The 19,772-nt window shown below is 58.7% G+C and carries 20 protein-coding genes and 1 pseudogene; 9 read left to right on the top strand and 12 right to left on the bottom strand.

The window, feature by feature from the left end; all coding sequences use genetic code 11:
• The first annotated feature begins 29 nt into the window (after positions 1–29).
• The 4 genes from minC to NDJ10_RS13260 all read left to right on the top strand — a co-directional run bounded on the left by minC (position 30) and on the right by NDJ10_RS13260 (position 2,698).
• Positions 30–854, top strand: coding sequence for a septum site-determining protein MinC (gene minC, locus NDJ10_RS13275; protein WP_363318717.1), 825 nt, complete (start codon positions 30–32; stop codon positions 852–854).
• Between the two features lie 24 nt (positions 855–878).
• Entirely contained in the window at positions 879–1,694 is an 816-nt protein-coding gene (minD, locus tag NDJ10_RS13270) for a septum site-determining protein MinD (RefSeq protein WP_296163057.1), read from the top strand.
• Positions 1,695–1,698: 4 nt separating this feature from the next.
• Positions 1,699–1,959: a cell division topological specificity factor MinE gene (gene minE, locus NDJ10_RS13265; protein WP_296163054.1), complete on the top strand. Its 261-nt coding sequence runs from the start codon at positions 1,699–1,701 to the stop codon at positions 1,957–1,959.
• A gap of 124 nt (positions 1,960–2,083) precedes the next feature.
• Positions 2,084–2,698 (top strand): c-type cytochrome, encoded by a 615-nt coding sequence (locus NDJ10_RS13260; RefSeq protein WP_296163052.1) that lies wholly within the window; start codon positions 2,084–2,086, stop codon positions 2,696–2,698.
• Positions 2,699–2,733: 35 nt separating this feature from the next.
• Here the strand turns inward: NDJ10_RS13260 and NDJ10_RS13255 are convergent, their stop codons facing one another.
• Positions 2,734–4,950, bottom strand: a complete 2,217-nt coding sequence (locus NDJ10_RS13255) for a heavy metal translocating P-type ATPase (RefSeq protein ID WP_296163049.1) — start codon at positions 4,948–4,950, stop codon at positions 2,734–2,736.
• Positions 4,951–5,027: 77 nt separating this feature from the next.
• On the opposite strand from NDJ10_RS13255, the gene NDJ10_RS13250 reads away from it, so the two are divergent.
• Together NDJ10_RS13250 and NDJ10_RS13245 are read left to right on the top strand one after the other, a co-directional pair.
• Positions 5,028–5,225, top strand: a complete 198-nt coding sequence (locus tag NDJ10_RS13250; protein ID WP_296163047.1) for a cation transporter — start codon at positions 5,028–5,030, stop codon at positions 5,223–5,225.
• Positions 5,226–5,279: 54 nt separating this feature from the next.
• Entirely contained in the window at positions 5,280–5,471 is a 192-nt protein-coding gene (locus NDJ10_RS13245; RefSeq protein ID WP_296163044.1) for a DUF2892 domain-containing protein, read from the top strand.
• Position 5,472: 1 nt separating this feature from the next.
• Here the strand turns inward: NDJ10_RS13245 and NDJ10_RS13240 are convergent, their stop codons facing one another.
• A complete protein-coding gene (locus NDJ10_RS13240; protein WP_296163042.1) occupies positions 5,473–6,369 on the bottom strand; it encodes a recombination-associated protein RdgC in 897 nt (298 codons plus the stop codon).
• Positions 6,370–6,555: 186 nt separating this feature from the next.
• Between NDJ10_RS13240 and NDJ10_RS13235 the strand changes: the two genes are divergently transcribed.
• From NDJ10_RS13235 to NDJ10_RS13225, 3 genes are all read left to right on the top strand, one after another.
• Positions 6,556–7,098 (top strand): Spy/CpxP family protein refolding chaperone, encoded by a 543-nt coding sequence (locus tag NDJ10_RS13235; protein ID WP_296163040.1) that lies wholly within the window; start codon positions 6,556–6,558, stop codon positions 7,096–7,098.
• Between the two features lie 95 nt (positions 7,099–7,193).
• The gene (locus NDJ10_RS13230) at positions 7,194–8,030 is read left to right on the top strand and encodes a DUF2189 domain-containing protein (RefSeq protein WP_296163038.1); all 837 of its coding nucleotides are present in this window, start codon (positions 7,194–7,196) and stop codon (positions 8,028–8,030) included.
• Between the two features lie 5 nt (positions 8,031–8,035).
• Positions 8,036–8,248, top strand: coding sequence for a DUF2788 domain-containing protein (locus tag NDJ10_RS13225; protein ID WP_296163036.1), 213 nt, complete (start codon positions 8,036–8,038; stop codon positions 8,246–8,248).
• 14 nt (positions 8,249–8,262) lie between these two features.
• Here NDJ10_RS13225 and NDJ10_RS13220 read toward each other — a convergent pair whose 3' ends face one another.
• From NDJ10_RS13220 to NDJ10_RS13175, 10 genes and pseudogenes are all read right to left on the bottom strand, one after another.
• Positions 8,263–8,841, bottom strand: a complete 579-nt coding sequence (locus NDJ10_RS13220) for an NnrU family protein (RefSeq protein ID WP_296163034.1) — start codon at positions 8,839–8,841, stop codon at positions 8,263–8,265.
• A gap of 248 nt (positions 8,842–9,089) precedes the next feature.
• Positions 9,090–11,123, bottom strand: coding sequence for a 4-oxalomesaconate tautomerase (locus NDJ10_RS13215; protein WP_296163032.1), 2,034 nt, complete (start codon positions 11,121–11,123; stop codon positions 9,090–9,092).
• Between the two features lies 1 nt (position 11,124).
• Positions 11,125–12,297 carry a tricarballylate utilization 4Fe-4S protein TcuB gene (gene tcuB, locus NDJ10_RS13210; protein ID WP_296163029.1) on the bottom strand — a complete coding sequence of 391 codons (1,173 nt, stop codon included), beginning with the start codon at positions 12,295–12,297 and terminating at the stop codon, positions 11,125–11,127.
• Positions 12,284–13,744 carry an FAD-dependent tricarballylate dehydrogenase TcuA gene (gene tcuA / locus NDJ10_RS13205; protein ID WP_296163027.1) on the bottom strand — a complete coding sequence of 487 codons (1,461 nt, stop codon included), beginning with the start codon at positions 13,742–13,744 and terminating at the stop codon, positions 12,284–12,286. Before tcuA ends, tcuB begins: the two co-directional genes overlap by 14 nt.
• A 6-nt stretch (positions 13,745–13,750) precedes the next feature.
• A complete protein-coding gene (locus NDJ10_RS13200) occupies positions 13,751–15,103 on the bottom strand; it encodes an adenylosuccinate lyase family protein (protein ID WP_296163025.1) in 1,353 nt (450 codons plus the stop codon).
• 23 nt (positions 15,104–15,126) lie between these two features.
• Positions 15,127–15,954 (bottom strand): CoA ester lyase, encoded by an 828-nt coding sequence (locus tag NDJ10_RS13195; RefSeq protein WP_296163023.1) that lies wholly within the window; start codon positions 15,952–15,954, stop codon positions 15,127–15,129.
• Positions 15,951–17,132 (bottom strand): CaiB/BaiF CoA-transferase family protein, encoded by a 1,182-nt coding sequence (locus tag NDJ10_RS13190; protein ID WP_296163021.1) that lies wholly within the window; start codon positions 17,130–17,132, stop codon positions 15,951–15,953. Before NDJ10_RS13190 ends, NDJ10_RS13195 begins: the two co-directional genes overlap by 4 nt.
• 9 nt (positions 17,133–17,141) lie before the next feature.
• Positions 17,142–17,987: a MaoC family dehydratase N-terminal domain-containing protein gene (locus tag NDJ10_RS13185; RefSeq protein ID WP_296163019.1), complete on the bottom strand. Its 846-nt coding sequence runs from the start codon at positions 17,985–17,987 to the stop codon at positions 17,142–17,144.
• Between the two features lie 65 nt (positions 17,988–18,052).
• Complete coding sequence (locus tag NDJ10_RS13180; protein WP_296163017.1) at positions 18,053–19,336, bottom strand: TRAP transporter large permease subunit; 1,284 nt, start codon at positions 19,334–19,336, stop codon at positions 18,053–18,055.
• Positions 19,333–19,545 (bottom strand): annotated as a pseudogene (locus NDJ10_RS13175) (TRAP transporter small permease); the annotation flags it as partial. The pseudogene NDJ10_RS13175 and the gene NDJ10_RS13180, both read right to left, overlap by 4 nt.
• Positions 19,546–19,772: the final 227 nt, after the last annotated feature.

The raw sequence follows: 19,772 nt of genomic DNA, 5'->3' as shown, positions 1-19,772 counted from the left end.
AGCTTTTCTTTGGTTGAATCAAGTAAGATTTGGCCGTTCGCAAGCTAATGCCTTGCCCTTCCAACTTTTTTCACCATTTTTTCTTTACAGGCCACGTGGCACATACCTTTGAAATCAAGAGCGCGCAATTGCCTTTGGTGGCCTTGCTGCTAAAAACAGCAGATATCACGCGCCTCATTGAGGATCTCAATACCCAGTTTGGTCCGGATAGCCAAAGCCCTGACTTTTTTGATCATGACGCCTTGGTGCTTGACTTTTCGCAATTGGAATCTGACAAGCTGAGTCAAGCCTTGCCATATTTATTAACGACATTGCAAAGTTGTCGGCTCAAACCCATCGCCTTTCGGAATGCCACACAAGCAGTCGCTACCGAGGCCAAGGCTTGTGGTTTGGTTGAAGTGCCTGTAGATACGCCACGCGGAAAATCTGTCGAGAGAAAGAATACAGACAGGCCATTGATACGACCTGTTCGGGACGTGGTGCGCGAGACCATTCGTGAAGTCCCTGGCCCGGCAACGTTGGTTATCGACAAGCCTTTGCGATCGGGCCAGAAAATTTATGCACGCGGTGCTGATCTTGTGGTGTTGGCCATGGTCAACATGGGTGCCGAGGTGGTGGCAGATGGCAATATCCATGTGTATGCCCCCCTGCGTGGCAAAGCCATGGCGGGTGCCAGTGGCAACACCCAGGCGCGTATCTTTTCACTTTGTCTCGAGCCCGAATTGATCTCCATTGCGGGCGTTTACCGTACCAGCGAAAATCCGCTTTCCAAAGACATTCAGGGCAAGCCGGCACAGGTTCGCTTGAGCAACGATGGGCAGGATAAACTGCTTTTCGAAGCCCTGAATTCCTAATTTTTTTGAAAGAATATTCTCCATATGGCAAAAATTATTGTGGTGACTTCGGGCAAGGGAGGGGTGGGCAAAACCACGACCAGTGCCAGTTTTTCTACCGGTCTCGCCATGCGTGGTCACAAGACAGCCGTCATTGACTTTGATGTGGGCTTGCGCAACCTTGATCTGATCATGGGCTGTGAGCGTCGTGTGGTGTATGACCTGATCAATGTGATTCATGGCGAAGCCAACTTGAACCAGGCGCTGATCAAGGACAAGCAGTGTGACAAGCTCTACGTGCTGGCGGCATCCCAAACCCGTGACAAGGATGCCCTGACGCAGGAAGGTGTGGAAAAAGTGCTGTCAGACCTGGTTGCCATGGATTTTGAATTCATCGTGTGTGATTCACCCGCCGGCATTGAAACCGGCGCCTTGATGGCCATGCATTTTGCCGATGAAGCCCTGGTGGTGACCAACCCCGAGGTTTCCTCGGTGCGCGACTCTGACCGTATCTTGGGCATGCTTTCGAGCAAGACCCGGCGCGCCATGCAGGGACTTGATCCGATCAAGGAACATTTATTGATCACGCGCTACAACCCGGCGCGCGTCAACCAGGGGCAAATGCTGTCCTTGCAAGACATTCAGGATATTTTGCGCATCAAACTTATCGGTGTGATTCCAGAGAGTGAGTCTGTGCTGCAGGCTTCCAACCAGGGCGTGCCTGCTGTTCACATGGAAGGCAGTGACGTTTCCGAAGCCTACAAGGACGTGATCGACCGCTTTCTAGGTGAAAGCAAAGCCATGCGTTTTACCGAGCCACCCAAGCAAGGTTTGCTCAAACGCCTGTTTGGAGGGAAGTGAGTCCATGTCATTTTTCTCATTTTTTCTGGGCGAGAAAAAGAAAACTGCCAGTCTTGCCAAAGAGCGTCTGCAAATCATCCTGGCGCATGAGCGTAATGGCCGCAGTCCGGCCACGCCAGATTATTTGCCTGACCTGCAACGTGAACTGATTGCCGTCATCAGTAAGTACATCAAGATCAATCCTGACGACATCAAGGTCAATCTGGAGCGCCAGGACAACCTGGAAGTGCTGGAAGTCAAGATAGAGTTGCCTGACGCACGCTAGGTACTTAATTTTTACGGCCGTTGATGTGGAGGGCCGTAGCGGGTTGTATCCTGGCGGGAATGGCCTAGAATTGATTCTCGTAAATCACAATGCTGGTTTCGGGAACAGCTAGCGAGGAGTGTTCATGCAAGTTCGTGATCATTGGTTGGTGGTAGCTTCGTTGGCTGTTTTGACGCTGGGTGTATCCAACACCATGGCTGAGGAAAGAACGGGTCGTGCGGTGGTTGAGCAGACCTGCGCAGCGTGCCACACCAGTGGCAAGGACGGTGCCCCGAAAATTGGTGATGTGGCTGCCTGGACCCAACATACCAAAAAGGGACTGGCCAAATTGACAGAAAGTGCCATAGCCGGTATTGGAAAAATGCCAGCCCACGCAGGGCAGCCGGATTTGAGCGACCTTGAACTAAGCCGTGCGATTGCCTTCATGGTGAGCTTTGGCAAAGCTGTGGATCCGAAGAAGCCCTATGCGTCACCTACCAGCATGACAGGAGAACAACTGGTGCAAAGTCATTGCGTCAATTGTCATGGAGATGGCAAGGAGGGGGCACCGCGCATCGATGATTTCAATGCCTGGAAACCGCGTTTACAAAAGGGTATGAATGGTCTTGTTCGTTCTGCCATTTCCGGTCACAAAGCCATGCCAGCACGCTCAGGCATGGCGCAGCTCAGTGATACCGATCTGCGTAACGCGGTGACTTATATGGTGGTTCAAAGCGCCACTTACAAACCCGGGAATTAGTCCTTTCCTTGACTTGCCCATGCTTGTATGAAGATTTAGTCAGGCTTCCAACGTTTGAGCAAAAGCGCGTTGCTCATGACACTAACCGAGCTCAGCGCCATGGCAGCGCCGGCCATGACCGGGTTCAAAAAGCCGAAAGCGGCCAGTGGAATGCCTGCCACGTTGTAGATAAAGGCCCAAAACAGGTTTTGCCGTATTTTTGACACGGTGCGATCTGAAATATCCAGGGCAGCCGCCACCAGCGCCAGGTCACCGCGCATCAGGGTGATGCCTGCCGCGTGCATGGCCACATCGGTACCGCCTCCCACATTCGCCATAGCCATGCCCACATCAGCCGCCGCCAGGGCGGGTGCGTCGTTGACGCCGTCACCCACCATCACAACCGTGAGGTCTTGTTTTTTGAGTGTGGTGATGTGAGCCGCCTTGTCGCCGGGCAACACATTGCTGATCACTTCATCAGGCTGCAAGCCGACGCGTTGCGCCATGGCCAGCGCTGCCGTCGTGTTATCACCCGACAGCATCTTGACGCGGATGCCGCGTGCACGCAAAGTGGTTATTGCTGCGCTAGCTTCGGCTTTGGGTTCATCGCCAAAAGCCAGCAGGGCCAAGGCTTGCAAGCCGGCAGGTGTTTGTTGTGCCATCACCGCCAGCGTGGCACCCTGGGCCGTCAGCGACTGCAAGCGTTGCTCCAGGGAATTGAGTTGTACTCCCAGCTCTTGCATCCAGCGCACACTGCCAATCCAATAATCACCGCCGTTCACCAGACCACGCAAGCCCTTGCCCGGCATACTTTGCAACTGCGTTACCGTTGGCAAAATCAATTGCTGGTCCAGGGCCGCCGTGACCACGGCGCGGGCCAGCGGGTGGCCACTGCCGCTTTGCAAAGCGCCGGCAAGGGTCATCAAGGCGTTACGATCCGCATGCTCGGGAACAACAAAGTCTGTCAGTCGCGCCTGACCCAGCGTGAGCGTGCCGGTTTTGTCAAAAACCACCACATCGGCCTTGTGCGCCAGTTCCAGCGCTTGCGCGTCCTTGATCAAAATGCCATGCTGGGCAGCAACGCCTGTTCCCGCCATGATGGCAGCGGGTGTGGCCAGCCCCAAGGCACAGGGGCAGGCAATCACCAGAACCGTGACGGCGTTGATCACCGCCACTTCGAATGCCTGGCCATTGAGCCACCAAGCCAGCAGCGTGAGCAGCGCAATCACCAGTACCACGGGCACAAACACGGCGCTTACCTTGTCCACTAGGCGCTGAATCGGAGCCTTGGCAGCCTGCGCATCCTCGACCAGGCGGATGATGCCAGCCAGCACCGTATCGACGCCGGTGGCTGTTACTTTCACAATCACCCGGCCATCACCATTGAGGGTGCCACCCGTGACTTTGTCGTTATGCGTTTTGGACACCGGCAAGGGTTCACCGGTAAGCATCGATTCATCCACCTGGCTTTGCCCTTCCTGCACCAGACCGTCCACGGCAAAACGCTCACCCGGCCGTACCACCAGCGCGTCACCCACCAGCACTTCATCAATGGGCACGTCAACTTCGCCGTCGATCCCCAGCAAGTGTGCTGTTTCGGGTCGCAAGGCATGCAGTGCGCGGATGGCCGAAGTGGTCTGGCGCTTGGCCCTGGCTTCGAGCCATTTGCCCAGCAGCACCAGAGTGATCACGACGGCAGAGGCCTCAAAATACAAGTGCGGCATGTCACCAGACGCAGCGCTGAGCCAGAGCCAGACCGAAAGGGCCCAGCCCGCGCTGGTACCCATGGCCACCAGCAGATCCATGTTGCCACTCAGCGCCTTGAGCGAATGCCACCCTGCCTTGTAAAACCGTGCCCCCAGAACGAATTGCACCGGCGTGGCCAACACAAACTGAACCCAGGCTGGCAGCATCCAGTGCTGTCCCAAAAGATCACCCAGCATGGGCAACATCAAGGGCAATGACAGCGCCAGGCCCACTGCCACAGGCGCAAAACCGGACCAGTTTGACGGTGTAGGCGCATCAATGGCGGCGTTGGCAGCCACCGGTTCATAGCCGGCATCACGCACCGCCCGTCGGAGTCGGGCCTCGATTTGCTCAGACGGCAAGACGATCACACGCGCCGATTCGGTCGCCAGATTGACGCTGACCTCTTGCACACCGACTACTTTTTTCAACGCCCGTTCAGCCCGGCCCACGCATGACGCGCACGTCATGCCGTGTATACCAAGGTCGATACGCAGGGAATCAGGGAGGGGTTGAGATGTTGTCATGAAAAGTAGCGCCTGAGGTTGCTGACAAGGTTCACAATATGCGTTTTTGTTGTTTCCGTATTTTCGAGGAAATTGAGATGAAGCAGATTTTTAACGTAACCGGCATGACCTGTGAACATTGTGAAAAAGCGGTGGTGCGTGCTGTGCGCCAGCTCGACCGCACGGCCGAGGTGCACGCCGACCGCATTCAAAACCGTGTCGAAGTGGACTCCGAGCAGCCGCGCGAAGCATTGGCCCGCGCGATTGCCGAAGAAGGTTACACCGTTGCGGCTTGACGGCTTGAATCAGGTTGCGGGTCGGTATTTTTAACGTCATTTCAAGGAGTTGTCATGAAATCAAACGTTGGCGGCATTGACCGCATTTTGCGTATTGCCATTGGCCTGGTACTAATTGGTTTGACGGTTACGGGCACGATTGGCGCTTGGGGTTGGCTTGGTGTGCTGCCGCTGGCCACCGGTGCCATTGGCTGGTGTCCGCCCTACGCCATTTTTGGCTGGAACACCTGCACGACGAAAAAGTAAATCAGGCCAGGGGTGGCTCGCCACCCAGCGCCTCCAGCAGTGCTGGCAGCGCTTTCTGGAGTTCGCCGGTGGCAATGGCCACATCGGCGTCAAAGCCATCGTCTTTGCCTGTACTGGTACCTTCAAACACGACATCCAGAAACGCCAGCTTTTTCAGTTGCAGCCCTTCGGTGAGCACAAACGAGACGCGGTCGTTCCAGGTCAGGGCCAGTCGGGTGGGCATTTTGCCGCCTTCAATGTGTTGTTTGACCTCATCGGTATCGAGCCGGTGACGGGCGTAGCGCACCACTGCCTTGGACTCGTCGGCGGCCTTGAGCTCGCACTCCCGGTCCACGCTGAAGCCTTGTGGCGCTTCCTGGCTGACCAGCCAGTCGGCCATGGCTGCGCTCGGTGACATCTGGGTATTGATGAGGCTCAAAGCCAGTCCGGGCAGGCTTTGCACCAGCAGGGTGACCAGTTCGTCGGCGCGGGCCTGGCTGCCGGCATCCGTCACCAGCAGTTGTGCTTCCCGGTCAATCCAGACCCGGGTACTGGACTGTTTGGTGAAAGCCATGGGCAGGAGTTCCAGGCGAATATCGTCCTTGAGGTCACGGGTTTCCTTTTTGCCCGGTTTGCGGCCTGTACTGGCTTCAATCTGTGCCACACGCTCCTGGGCCTTGCGGTTGACCACCGAGGCGGGCAGGGCGCGGGTTTCGGTCATGAGCCTCAAAATCCACTGGCCTGCCACCACCTCCAGCAGCGGCCCGTTGGCCTCGCCTCGCGGTTCCACCCAGCCCATCGATTTTTCCTGGCTGGCACCACATTCAACAAAGTGGTTGTCCTGCAAACGGGCTTCAATTTCCTCGGCACTCACGCGCCAACCCGCGGCGATGCGGTACATGATGACATTCTTGAACACAGCTAACCTTCTAAGATAAATACAAACGCGAAAGCGCCAATCATCCCATTAAATCCGGATGCCGCACGGGATAAAACTTTACAAAGCTTTGACGCATCCTCATGGTCAGGATACATGGGCGGAGCACACTTCCCTTCACGCCGATGCCACTGTTTGGTCATTGGTTCTAACCTGAAGGACATGATGATGAAAACCAATCTCAAGATCTCTCTGGTTGCTGGTTTGATGCTGGCGGCCGGGCTGGCCTACTCGCAAGCCCCGGGGGGTGGTGTTCCGTGCGACACGATGGGACCGCATGGGTACATGCAAGGCTACGGTATGAGTCACCGCGGCATCGGCAGGATGGACCCGGCCAGAATACCGGCGCTAATGGACAAGCGACACGCTGCCCTGAAGGTACAGCTCAAGCTCAGCGCGGCGCAAGAACCGGCCTGGACAGCATTCGTCGATTCCCACAAGCCAACAGCAGCCATGACGGGCCTGATGGCAACCATGCCTGACTTGGCCAAGCTCACGACCCCCGAGCGCATTGACAAAATGAAAGAACTGCGCGCCCAGCATCTGGGCGAGATGAGCGCTGCCATGGACAAACGCGGCGAGGCCACCAAGGCGTTTTATGCGGTACTGACGCCAGACCAACAAAAAGTGTTTGATGCGCAAGTCATGATGGGCCAGAGACACGGTCATGGTCCTCGCGGCGGCATGAGAGCCACGCAGCTGAAACTGTAATCCTGTCCGGGGCTTGACTCCTGGTATTTGGTGGCCAGAGCCCGGCGGGATGCGGTCTTGTGGCAACATTGGCCTGTTGTATTGATTGACTCGCCATGCCAAACCCTCCGCCACCCGCCAACTACCCTGCTTTCTCCAGTGCCAGGGCCATCGTTCGCACCGTTGATGCTGGCCAACCCCTGCGTTGGCTGGTCAGGGCGTGGCATGACGTGACCCGTTGCGGCTGGATCAGCGTGTTGCATGGCGTGGCGATCGCCCTGGCCGGGGCTCTGATGCTGTGGGTGGCACATGAGCGTTTCTGGTTCCTGGCCGGCGCATTTTCTGGATTCCTGTTGGTGGGCCCGGTGTTGGTAACCAGTTTGTATGCCTTGAGTCGTGGCCTTGAGCGCGGCGAAAAAGCCGGCTTTTCCAAGGTGCTGGAAACCTGGCTCAACTGGAAGCATGGCCGGATTCAGCCCTGGGGTGAGGCGCAATGGCAGCTGGTGCGGTTTGGCGTGCTGCTGGCCCTGGGCGGCACCGTCTGGGTGCTCGTCTCAGCGGCCCTGATCACCTGGCTGGCACCTGTGCCCATCACCTCGCCGCTGGTCTTTGTTGAGCAGGTGGTGCTGGCCAGGGAGGGTTGGCTGTTCGAGGCCTGGCTGGTGCTGGGGGGGTCGCTGGTGGCGCCCATTTTTGCCTCGACGGTGATCACCATCCCCTTCCTACTCGACCGTCAGGTCGGCATCGGGCAGGCCATTGCCGCGAGCTGGCGGGTGGTCTTGGGCAACCCGGTACCGATGGCTTTTTGGGGGGCGATCCTCATGGTACTGACCTTCGTGGGTTTTGCCACCGCCCTCACTGGCCTGGTGCTGTTGGTGCCCTTGCTCGGGCACGCCAGTTGGCATGCCTACCGTGATCTTCTGGACGCGTCAGCCTTGCCAGAACGGGAATAAAACTGATGTTTGGTTTTTCCGAAGAGCAAATCGCCGCTTTTGGCATGAGCTTTGGCGTCGGTGGCCTGATGCTCTACATGTTGTTCATCATTGGCCAGCTGGCCTGGGAGTCCAAAGCGGGAAAATTCGGCTTTTTTGTGATGATGCTGGGGCTGGCGTTTGGCATGGTTGGCTTTATTGCCAAATACATGATCCAGTGGCTGATGGATATCAAGTAGTTGATGATGGGCGGCTAACCGAAAGGTCGCACGCCAATCAGCAGTCCGTGTAGCCAGAGCGTGAAACCGATCCAGAGCGCCGCCCCCAACGCAACAGTGATCCCGGTTGCGCCAGTGGTTCCCTTTGAATAGCGCGTGCGGTCACGCGCATCGCGCTGGCGGGCCGCCATGAACACCAACAGGGCCCAAACCAGAAACGTGCCGAAAAGCACCCCGTGCGCCAGGCTGCCATTGGTCAGCAAATGGGCCAAGGCCCAGAGTATGACGGCGGCCGTCATCGGGTGGTGCAGACGTGCCTTGATGCGGTTACCCGGTACATAAGCGGCGGCCAACAGCACGAAACTCAACAAGGTCAACAGCATTGCCAGATGGCGCAAACTCGGCGGCGGGCTCCACAGCTGCACTGGCGCTTGTCGCGCCTGGCCGAAGCCCCACACGATCAGCACAAATCCCAGCAACGACAGCAGCGTGTACAGTCCACGCCAGCGCAGGGCTCCCAGCCTGGCACGGGTACGGGTGCGCCAGCCGTCGGCCACAAGCCGCACGGAATGTGTGCCTAAAAACAGCAACAGCCCCAGGATCAGGTAAAGCATAGGAAGCGTGAATGAAACAAGCCTGTGATTTGACCACAGGCCATGGCCACTATTCTGACCAAATAAAGTCGTAAATAGCTTTACGTCATTGGCCGCAACGATTCAGACTCGACGCGTCTGTACCCACAAAAGCTGAGCATTTGAACTTGCCATAAACCGGTCCGTCGTCGACACTTATAGCTGCCCATTGTTGACGATTGGTTTCCTTGGATGCCTGCTCAAAACCCAACCTTGAAGTTCAATTTGTTCTAAATTTCTTGAACGGTATCGGACCTGATTCCAGCATTAATTACTACCTCCTGCCACTTTTCGCTCTCAGTCATCAGCAGGTCGTGCAGCTCGCCGGGTGACGAGGTTTGCACGCGGGCTCCGTCGGCTTCCATGCGGCTGACGATCTCAGGGTCTTGCAGTACGGCGTTCAGCGCCGAATTAAGTTGCCGCACTATCGAGGCGGGTGTTTTAGCCGGGGCAAACAGCGCGTACCACTGGGTCAACTCGACCCCGGGTACACCCGCTTCCAGCAGCGTGGGCAGGTCTGGCAGCGCGGGCAAGCGGCTGGCCCCCGCGACGGCCAGCGCCTTGAGTTTGCCGCTGCGCAGATAGGGCTGTGCTGTGAACAGGCTAGGGAACATCACTTGCACCAGACCACTGGCCACGTCGGCAATGGCTGGTGCCGCGCCGGAGAAATCCACGCGCTGCAGTTGTGTTCCGGTTTGCAGCTTGAATAGCTCGGCAGCAAAGTGTGGCACCGTGCCCTCACCCGCCGAGGCGTAGCTCAGGCGGGTGGCGGAGGTGCGCAGCAGGCGCACCAGTTCCTCCACCGAGTGAACTGGCAGTTCAGCGGGTACCACCAACAGTGTGGGTGAATAACCAATCAACCCAATGGGCGCAAAGTCGGCCACCGGGTCGTAGCGTAGCTTCTGCAGCGCGGGGTTGATGCCATGAGTCGCGATGTACCCGAACAGCAAAGTGTGACCATCCGGCTGCGCTGCCGTCACATACTCGCTGGCGATGGTGCCGTTGGCGCCAGCGCGGTTGTCGACCACCACCGCCTGACCCAAAACGGGGCCCAGTTTGCGGGTCAGCGTACGGGCCATGGTATCGTTGCCGCCGCCTGAACTCGTCGGCACGATGATGCGAATTTCCTTTTGCGGAAACTGTCGACGACCCTGGCTTGCAACGACTTCTGAGGTATCGGTGGAGGTTGGCGGGAACACATAGCCCGGCAAATGCAGCACGCCCTGCATGATCTTGCGCACGGTGCGGACCAAGGCTGCGCTTTGCAAGGCGGCTTCCTCTTCTTCGCCCTGCAGGACGACCTCGACATCGATCTGACCTGCCGGGTGCAACACCACCAAACCATGGCGCCCCGGTTTCATATTAGCCCCACTGGCCACCGTGCCGGGCAAGGCAAAAGCTGTTGCCACGCCAATGGCGCCAGTCACCGCGTGCGACGCATGGCATTTATGGGGTGTGAAGTAGCGTGAGGTGATGCTGTTGAGCGCATCACCCGCACTGACAAGAACCGGCTTGGGTACCACGCTGCCGGACACATCGCCCAAACCCATGCGCAGACCCGCTTGCAGGCGAAGTGATTCAAGGCGTGCCAGCAGCGCCTGGTTGGCATCAAGCTCTGCTGGCCGTTCCCGCCCACTCAATCCAAGATCGGTTGCGCGAAGGATCATCAATGGCATCGCTGCATCAATACAAGTCAACGCCAGTCCGTCGATCACATCAATGCGTTGACCGGTCGGAAACAGGTGCCCTGTCACGGAACCCCAAGCGTCCAAAAAGTTAAGCAACACAGGTGCGGCGGTACCTGCCACCCCATCAATGCGCGCATCCCCTTCGTAGGTGACCTTGCCACCGGGTGTGCACACAGTCACATCGATGCGCGATGCCGTGTTGACGTTGAACACCCGCACCGTGGTGAGGCCGTCCTGCGCCGGGATCAAACCTTGGTCAATGGCAAAGGGCGCCACGCCCGAGAGCATGTTGCCGCAGTTGGGGCGTGTATCCACCGACTGGTGACCCACGCCGACTTGCGCAAACAGATAGTCCAGATCGCAGTCAGGCTGGGTGGAGCGTGACACGATAGCCACTTTGCTGTTAAGCGTGCTGCCACCGCCTAAACCGTCGAGTTGCAGCGGGTCCGATGCGCCAATGGCACCAATTAGCGCCTGGTTCCTGGCCTCGTCGCCGTCGGGCAGCCAATCACGCAGAAAGAACGGGCCACGCGAGGTGCCGGCCCGCATCAGCACACAGGGGATTGAAAGCGTCATGTCATTCGTCTCCCAGTGCCAGGGAACTGGGCTGGCGTTTTTCTACTGCGTAACGCAACAATGAAGCGGCGCGAAAAATGCCGTGCGCAAATTTGCCATAAGGCAAGGTGGCAAACAAGGCCATCACCACCCCCAGATGCAGTGCCAGCAGCAGCGCCAAAGCGGGTGTTGCACGCGCCAGCCACAGCAGCAAACCGGTGGCGCTGGTCAAAAACAGCAGCGCGATAAAGCCATAGTCCATCGGTTTTTGCGCCTCGTCGCCGTGTAATGGATGACGGCTCAGCTTGAGCCTGAACAGGCCCGTCGTGCCCAGCAGCAGACTGACACCCCCAACAAGGCCCAGCAACTTGGGAAGACTCGGCAGGTCATAGGGCGCGTGCCAGCCAAAGACGTAGTGATAAATAGTTGCCAGGCTCGTCGCCGCAAAGCACAGCATGAAGCCATAAAAGGTCAGGTGGTGGGCCCGACTGCGTGACAACGTGTACGCATCGTCTTCGTTGTGGCAGCCCTCGCCATGGCCACCGTCCAGGTACTTGAGTTTGAGCACATCCTGTGTGGCTTGCAGGGCATCGCCACCTGCAATGGCTTGCCCCGTTGTGGCTGGCGATACGTCGCGCAGGAAACGCGTGACACCGATTCCTAACGCCACTACCGCCCACAAAAAGACCGGTGCAAACATCATTGCCAGCAGGTTGTGCGGGAACAAGTTGTAAAAATCGCCCTGCAATGACCCGCCCCACAGGCTACCGTTCAAAGCCAGCGCCAACAATAGAAACAGAGTCAGGGCAGCGGCCAGGGCGAGTGATACGGTCAGGCCGTTATGCTTGTAAAGCTTGCCCAGTGACGCAGGCCAGGCATAGGCCACGTAGGTTTCACCACGCACTTGCGCCATGGCTTGCGGCACATTGACTGCAAATGCATGTGGCGGTGCGTACTGGCAGGCGTGCAGACAAGCGCCACAGTTATGGCACAGATTTGCCATGTAGTGAATGTCGGACGGGCCAAATTCCAGCCGCCGGGTCATGGCTGGGAACACCGCGCAAAACCCCTCGCAGTAGCGGCAGGCGTTGCAGATTTGCATCTGCCTCGCCACCTCGGTCACGGCGGGTGATGCCGCTCCGTGGCCCGCCGCCAGTTGCCGGGCATCGTTTACCAGGCTGTCAAGCGCTTGCATGGATCGCCCCCTGTTGCTTTGCGGCGCGTGCGGCTTCAACGCCTGCAATCCGGCCAAATGCTGTGCCAATCGACATGCCGACACCGGCGGTGTAACCCTTGCCCAGGACATTACCGGCCATCATTTCACCCGCCACAAACAGGTTGTCGCTGGGCACATCACCGAAGCGCACGGCGGCTGTTTCATCGGTTTTGAGGCCAAGATAGGTGAAAGTGACGCCGGGTCGCAGTGCGTAAGCGTAAAACGGAGCGGTATCGATCGGTCGCGCCCAATGGGTTTTGGCGGGTGAAACCTGTTCGGTATGACAGTCGTCCAGCGCAGTGTGGTCGAAGGTGCCCACTTGGCAAGCGTTGTTGTACTCGTTAAGCGTTTGCATGAAGGTGTTGACATCGAGTCCGAGTTGGCTGGCCAGCTCGGACAGGGTGTTGGCCTTGACCCCGGGAAACACCGGTGGCATGAAGCGGCCGATGGCTTTGGCATCGATGATGGAATAGGCGATTTGCCCCGGCTGCTGAGCCACCAAACGGCCCCAGATGGCATAACGCTTGGGCCAGAAGTCTTCACCCTCGTCATAGAAGCGCCTGGCCTCCCGGTTCACCACGACACCGAGCGAGACGCAGTCAATGCGGGTGCAGATGCCACCGTCATAGAGCGGGGCGCGCGCATCAATGGCCACCATGTGGGCTTGTGTCGGGTCACCAATCGCATCGGCACCATGGTCATTGAGCAGGTGACGTAGCAACACCCCCTGATTGAATTGGGTGCCACGGATCAGGAAGTTGTCAGACGGGGTTTCGCCGCGCTCGTTGGTGCCCCAGGCCTCACGCAGCCACTCGCGGTTGGACTCAAAGCCGCCAGCGGCCAGCACACAGGCGCGAGCCGTGATGCGCTCAGAACGTACGCGCCCATCCAGGCCTTTGGCCTCCACATGGGCAGCAACAAAGTGGCCGTTGTCCAGCTCTATCCGCTTGACCGGCGCGTTGTAGCGCACCTGCACACCCAGCTTTTCCGCACTGCGAAAGTAGGCGTTCACCAGTGCCTTGCCTCCGCCCATAAAAAACGCATTGGTGCGTGCCGTGTGAAGCGCTCCTGAAAGCGAGGGCTGAAAGTGCACGCCATGGCTGCGCATCCACGGGCGGCAGGTGCTGGAGTCGCGGATCACACGCCGGGCCAGTTGCTCATTGGTCAGGCCGCCGGTGACCTTCAGCAGGTCTTGCCAGAACTCTTCTTCGGTGTAGGCATCGACCAGCACGTCTTGCGGCGCGTCGTGCATACAACGCAGGTTGCGAGTGTGGGCCGAGTTGCCGCCGCGCCATTCACGCGGGGCGGACTCCAGAAGCAAGACACTGGCACCGGCCTCGCGCGCCATGAGCGCGGCGCACAGGGCGGCATTGCCGCCGCCGATCACCAACACGTCAACGGTTGTTTGCTTGTCAGGTGTGGGCATGGTGGGTCAAGCTCCCTGGCGCGCGGCCAGCACACGGTCCACCATCACACCGGCCTGCCCCAGGTGGTTGATGGGGTCGCACATGGTCTCAAGCTGCGCGCGTCTCACGTGTTTGTTGATCTCCGGGTGGGCTTCAAGAATGTCGATCAGCGGGCGGTTTTCCCGCAAGGCCTGGCGACACAGGTCGTAGACCAGGTCGTGCGCATATTCGCGGCCAATGTACGGGCCCAGACCCATCATCACGGCCTCGGACATGACCAGGCCATTGGTGATGTCCATGTTGGCGCGCATGCGCACGGCGTCCACCTCCAGACCCTGCAGCACAAACTTGGTTTGCTTCAATGCGCCCGACATCAGGCAAAAGATTTCCGGCAACGACACCCATTCAATTTCCCAGGGGCCGGTGGAGCGCTCATGGTCGGCCACCATGGCATCCATCAGCGCGGCGGCGTGCTGGCGTGCCACCGACACGTTGGCGTGGATGTAGAGGCAGGATATCGGGTTGCGCTTTTGCGGCATGGTTGACGACGAACCACGCCCGGGGGCATAGGGCTCGAACACCTCGCCCACCTCGGTTTGCATCAGCAGCTTCACGTCCATGGCAATCTTGCCGAGCGAGCCGCCGACCAAGCCGAGGAAGGCACCGACCTCGGCAATGGTGTCGCGCACGGTGTGCCAGGAGATCAGCGGCTGCGCCAGATCCAGTTCTTTCATCAAGCCGGCTTGGGTTTCCATGGCGCCTTGTTCCAGCGAAGACAGTGTGCCGGAGGCCCCGCCAAACTCGCCCATCAGGACACGGGGCTTGAGCTGACTCAGGCGCTCACGGTGGCGCTCGATGCCGGCCAGAATGCTGGCCATTTTGTAGCCAAAGGTGATGGGGGTAGCCTGCTGCAAGTTGCTGCGGCCAATGATGGGGGTGTCGCGGTAGGTTTTGGCCAAGGTGGCCAGCGCATCCGAAATGTCGGCCAAGTCTTGTTCGACCAGCGCCAGGCCTTCACGCATTTGCAGCACGGCGGCGGTGTCGGTGATGTCCTGGGTGGTGGCACCCCAGTGGCAGTATTCGCCCAGACCGTCGCGGCAGTTGGCATTGATCTGATTCACCACCGCGATGATGGGGTAACCAATTTGCTCGGTCTTGGCTTTGAGTTTGTCCCAGTCGATCATGGACAGTTCACAGTGTTGGACGATTTCGTCCGCGGCTTCCTGGGGGATGATGCCCAGTTGACCCTGGACTTTGGCCAGGGCACGTTCGATGTCGAGGTATTTGGCGGTGCGGTTTTCGTCCGACCAGACCTGGCGCATGCGGACATCGCTGAACATGTCGCCAAAAATCCGGGAGTCAATGATGGTGGAGGCCATGGGGGTTTCCCTGTCTGTCAAAGTTAAAGAGATTGAGATTGACCGGCTAAGGCCAGCATGCGTTCGGCGCGTAACAGCACCGGTTTGTCGACCATCTTCCCGTCGACCTGGATCGCACCCGCCCCGTTGGACTGCTGCCATTGGGCGACCACGCGCCGGGCCCAGGCGAGCGTCTGCGCGTCGGGTTTGAAGGCCTTGCGCACCACGGCGACTTGCATCGGATGGATACACATCTTGGCGCCATAACCCAAAGCCCGGGCATGCGCCAGGTCACGTTGCACCGCGTCCGCGTCCAGCTCGGGCGTGACACCGGCCACCGGGGGCGGCAGGCTTTCGGCACGTGATGCCATGGCGATGGCCAAGGCGGCCGCATCCAGCGCAAAGCCGGGTCCAGGCAGGTCCAGATCAAGCAGGTAGTCCAGCGAGCCAAACGCCAGCCGCGACACGTTCGAAGCCCGGGCAATGGCTGCTGCGGCCAAAACGCCGCGCACCGTTTCGATCAGCGGCAGCACGCTGGCGCCGACAGACAGGTGTCCCGCGACCTGGTCAACCTGCTCAGGTGATTCACATTTGGAGAGCATCACTTCCCTCAGAGGCAAACCACGCAGCCAATGCAAATCGTCCGTATGCCAGGGGCTGGCGGCATCGTTGACACGTACCAGCAGCCGATCCCGATCAGGCGGTGTCAGCGTGTTCAGCCAGCCAGCCATGTGGGTGCGCGCCGCTACCTTGTCATCGGGTGCCACGGCATCTTCCAAATCCAGAATCACCCGGTCAGCGCCGCTGGCCAGGGCTTTGGCGAAACGCTCGGGGCGGTTGCCGGGCACAAACAAGTAGATGATGGGGCTCACACAACCCCTTCGGCGCGCAGTGCGGTGAGCTGTTCAGTGCTGTAGCCCAGGTCCGACAAAATGGACTCTGTGTGCTGGCCCAAGGCGGGCACGGCATCCATGCGCGGTGGCCCCTTCATCCAGGAACCTGGTGGCAGCAGCGCGGGGACACTGCCCACCGACGTATCCACAGCGGTCCATCGGTCACGCGCCTTGAGTTGCGGGTGTGCCCAGACCTCGGCCATGGTGTTGACCTGGGCATTGGCGATCTGCGCCGCCTCCAGGCGTTGCACCACTTGGGTTACGCTCAGGCAGGCAAAGGCCTGCACGATCAGTTCATACAGCACCGTGCGATTCGCCACGCGCTTGGGGTTGCTGGCAAACCGCTCGTCCGTGGCCAGCCCGGGTTGTTGCAACACCTGTTCACAAAAGGCTTTCCATTCACGCTCGTTTTGCAGACCCAGCATCACAGTCTTGCCGTCACCGGCCGGGAACGGACCGTACGGGTAAATGGTGGCGTGGCTGGCTCCGGTGCGTTTGGGGGGTGCGGCGCCGTCCAGGCTGTAATACAGCGGGTATCCCATCCATTCGGTCAACGCTTCGAGCATGGAGATGTCGATGTGCTGGCCTTCACCGGTTTGCTGGCGATGCATCAGCGCGGCCAGGATGTTGGTGTAGGCGTACATGCCAGCAGCAATGTCGGCAATCGACGGACCGGCCTTGGACGGTGTGTCTTCGGTGCCGGTGACAGACACAAAACCGGCCTCGCTCTGAATCAGCAGGTCGTAGGCCTTTTTGTCGCGGTAGGGGCCATCGTCGCCATAGCCCGAGATGTCGCAGACGATGATGCCGGGCTTGGCCTTGCTCAACACTTCATACGACAAGCCCAAACGGGCAGCAGCACCTGGTGCCAGATTTTGCACCACCACGTCAGCCTCTTCCTCAATGATGCGTTTGAGGATTTTTTGTGCCTCGGGGTGTTTGACATCAAGCGTCAGGCTTTCCTTGCTGCGGTTGGTCCAGACAAAGTGCGAGGCGATGCCGCGCACACGGTTGTCGTAAGCTCGGGCAAAGTCGCCGACGCCGGGGCGCTCGATCTTGATGACACGCGCACCCAGATCCGCCAGCTGACGGGTGGCGAACGGAGCCGCAATGGCGTGCTCCAGAGTCACAACGGTGATGCCTTTGAGGGGTTGCATACTTACTCCTCAGGCGATCACGGCCGTGGCATCCATGGTCAGCCAACCTTCATGGTCTTTGGCCCACAGATGGATGGTCTTGCCATCGGCTTGCGGTTCGCCGCAGACAAAAAAGTGGTTGATGTCAAATACCGGACGCACGGCGCGGAACTCGTAGCTGAGCACCTGTGCATCGGGCATCTGGTGGCGCAGCAGGTCCAGCAGCAGTGTGGCCACCATCGGGCCGTGCACGATCAGACCGGGGTAGCCTTCGACCTCGGTCACGTACTTGCGGTCATAGTGAATGCGGTGGCCGTTGAAGGTCAGCGCCGAGTAGCGAAACAGCAGCACGTCGTCGGGTACCCAGCGTTTTTCCCACACTGCGCTGGCTGGCGCTGCCTTGGGTGGCGGGGCAATGTCGGCGGATTGGGCGGCTTCGCGGTATACGATGTCATGAAACTCCGTCAACGCCACATCGGCTTCACGCTCACGGCGTACTTCGTGGCGCACCTTGACAAATACCAGTTTGCCGGTGCGGCCGGTTTTTTCAGAGACGTCGGCAATGGTTGAGGTGCGCTCCAGCGCGTCGCCAATGCGCAATGGCTGGTGAAAGGTGAACTGGCTACCCGCCCACATGCGCCGTGGTAGCGGCACCGGAGGCAGGAAGCCACCGCGCTTGGCATGGCCGTCCGCCCCAATTCCCGATTGGCGGCACAGGGGCAAAAAGTAAAGCCAGTGCCAAAGCGGTGGTAGCGGTGTGCCGACTTCAGGATGTGTCGGTTCGCGGTCAAAGGTGGCTGAGAGTGCGGCGTAGGGGGTTGGGGTGGCTGTGTCACACACGCTTTCCGAGCGACCAATCCAGTTTGTGAGTTTCATCAGAGGTTTTTTTCCAAAAAATGGGGCGTCTGAAGCTTGTGCAATTCGGACATAAATCCCTTTTGTCACATCATTCCAAGCGTTTTAGGCAGCCACAAGGTCAGTGGTGACCAATAGGTGACGAGTACCAAGAAGGCCAGCATGGTCAGTAGCCATGGCCACACAGCGACGGTCAATTCGGTAATGCCCATCTTGGTGATGCCTGAAGCTACATAAAGGTTCAGTCCCACTGGGGGATGGCACATGCCGATTTCCATATTCACCGTCATGATGATGCCGAAGTGGATCGGATCGATGCCCAGTTTGATCGCAATCGGGAACAGAATTGGCGCCAGGATCAGGATGATCGATGACGGCTCCATGAAATTGCCGGCTGCCAGCAGCAACAGGTTCGCGATCAGCAGGAACGAAATCTGGCCCAGCCCCTGGGACAACATCCAGCCCGCCATTTCTTCGGGTACATGCTGGTACGACATCAAGAACGAAAACAGCGCTGCGTTGGTGATGATGTAGAGCAACATCGCGCTCATGTTGGCCGATGACACGAAAACCTTGGTCACGTCTTTGAGCTGCATGTCCTTGTAGACAAAGATGGCAATCACAAACGCATAAACCGCCGCTACAGCTGCCGCCTCAGTGGGTGTAAACACGCCCGAGTAAATGCCGCCCATCACGATGAAGACCAGCAGCACGCCCCAGAACGCTTCGCGCAGCGCCTTCCAGCGCTCGACCCAGCTGGCCTTGCGCTGGCGTGGGTAGTTGTTTTTGCGGGCTACATACCAGGTGGTGACACCGAGCAAGAAGGCCAGCACCAGCCCCGGAATCACACCTGCCATGAACAGCGCACCAATCGACGAATTGGTGGCCACGGCGTAGATGATCATGGCGATCGACGGTGGAATCAGAATGCCCAGACCACCGGCGGTGGTGACCACACCGGCACCAAACTTCATTGGGTAACCTGCCTTGACCATGGCGGGCAGCAAGATTGAGCCAATCGCCACCACCGTGGCCGGGGAGGAGCCTGAGATGGCTGCAAACAAGGCACAGGCCACCACCCCGGACAGACCCAGACCACCGTAAAAATGGCCTACCATCGAGGTAGCAAAGTGGATCATGCGCCGGGCCACACCCCCGTGGGTCAGGAAATTACCCGCCAGAATGAAGAACGGAATCGCCATGATCTCGAACTTTTCAATGCCAGTGAACAATTTCAGTGCCACCGACTCGATCGGCACCTGGGTAAACAGGTAGAGGAATGAAAGAACAGTAAGGCCCAGCGAGATGGAGATCGGCATGCCCGTGAGCATGAGCGCGATAAGCAGAAACAAAATGACAGCGGTACTCATGACTTGTTGCTCCCATTGGCTTTGCCTGATCCAGCGGTATATATCTCATGCGGATGAAACTCATCGATGACGTCCACGTCGTCCAAGCCATCTACATGGCTGTGGTCGTGGTGCGGCAGTTCGCCGGTTCGGGCAAAGGTGTAGGCGACCTGCAAAAACCGGAAGCACATCAGGGCCGTCCCCAGCGGAATGGCCGAGTAAACGATCCAAGTTTGCCACTCAAGGTCGGGGGTGGTCGGACCGGGAAACATCTCATCAGAGGCCAGACCCAGCGCATGCATGACAGCGTGTTGATTCCAAATGAAGGTTGGGCCAAAAAAGTAGGAATTCCAGTCGAAAACTGAGCCACGTTATCCACAATTCTTGCTTCATTTTTGAGCAGGGGTGATTAGGAGTGATAGACGTGGGAACCCTCAGCAAACTCAGGCGCATGGTG

The organism is Rhodoferax sp., assembly GCF_023700745.1.
Lineage (GTDB): Bacteria > Pseudomonadota > Gammaproteobacteria > Burkholderiales > Burkholderiaceae_C > Rhodoferax.
The sequence above is the reverse complement of the archived record's forward strand: the minus strand, read 5'-3'. Positions and strand labels throughout refer to the sequence as shown.

Coding starts and splice junctions, on each gene's coding strand:
- minD (WP_296163057.1), top strand. CDS start 879: ATGGCAAAAATTATTGTGGTGACTTCGGGCAAGGGAGGGGTGGGCAAA.
- minE (WP_296163054.1), top strand. CDS start 1,699: ATGTCATTTTTCTCATTTTTTCTGGGCGAGAAAAAGAAAACTGCCAGT.
- NDJ10_RS13260 (WP_296163052.1), top strand. CDS start 2,084: ATGCAAGTTCGTGATCATTGGTTGGTGGTAGCTTCGTTGGCTGTTTTG.
- NDJ10_RS13255 (WP_296163049.1), bottom strand. CDS start 4,950: ATGACAACATCTCAACCCCTCCCTGATTCCCTGCGTATCGACCTTGGT.
- NDJ10_RS13250 (WP_296163047.1), top strand. CDS start 5,028: ATGAAGCAGATTTTTAACGTAACCGGCATGACCTGTGAACATTGTGAA.
- NDJ10_RS13245 (WP_296163044.1), top strand. CDS start 5,280: ATGAAATCAAACGTTGGCGGCATTGACCGCATTTTGCGTATTGCCATT.
- NDJ10_RS13235 (WP_296163040.1), top strand. CDS start 6,556: ATGAAAACCAATCTCAAGATCTCTCTGGTTGCTGGTTTGATGCTGGCG.
- NDJ10_RS13230 (WP_296163038.1), top strand. CDS start 7,194: ATGCCAAACCCTCCGCCACCCGCCAACTACCCTGCTTTCTCCAGTGCC.
- NDJ10_RS13225 (WP_296163036.1), top strand. CDS start 8,036: ATGTTTGGTTTTTCCGAAGAGCAAATCGCCGCTTTTGGCATGAGCTTT.
- NDJ10_RS13220 (WP_296163034.1), bottom strand. CDS start 8,841: ATGCTTTACCTGATCCTGGGGCTGTTGCTGTTTTTAGGCACACATTCC.
- NDJ10_RS13215 (WP_296163032.1), bottom strand. CDS start 11,123: ATGACGCTTTCAATCCCCTGTGTGCTGATGCGGGCCGGCACCTCGCGT.
- tcuB (WP_296163029.1), bottom strand. CDS start 12,297: ATGCAAGCGCTTGACAGCCTGGTAAACGATGCCCGGCAACTGGCGGCG.
- tcuA (WP_296163027.1), bottom strand. CDS start 13,744: ATGCCCACACCTGACAAGCAAACAACCGTTGACGTGTTGGTGATCGGC.
- NDJ10_RS13200 (WP_296163025.1), bottom strand. CDS start 15,103: ATGGCCTCCACCATCATTGACTCCCGGATTTTTGGCGACATGTTCAGC.
- NDJ10_RS13190 (WP_296163021.1), bottom strand. CDS start 17,132: ATGCAACCCCTCAAAGGCATCACCGTTGTGACTCTGGAGCACGCCATT.
- NDJ10_RS13185 (WP_296163019.1), bottom strand. CDS start 17,987: ATGAAACTCACAAACTGGATTGGTCGCTCGGAAAGCGTGTGTGACACA.
- NDJ10_RS13180 (WP_296163017.1), bottom strand. CDS start 19,336: ATGAGTACCGCTGTCATTTTGTTTCTGCTTATCGCGCTCATGCTCACG.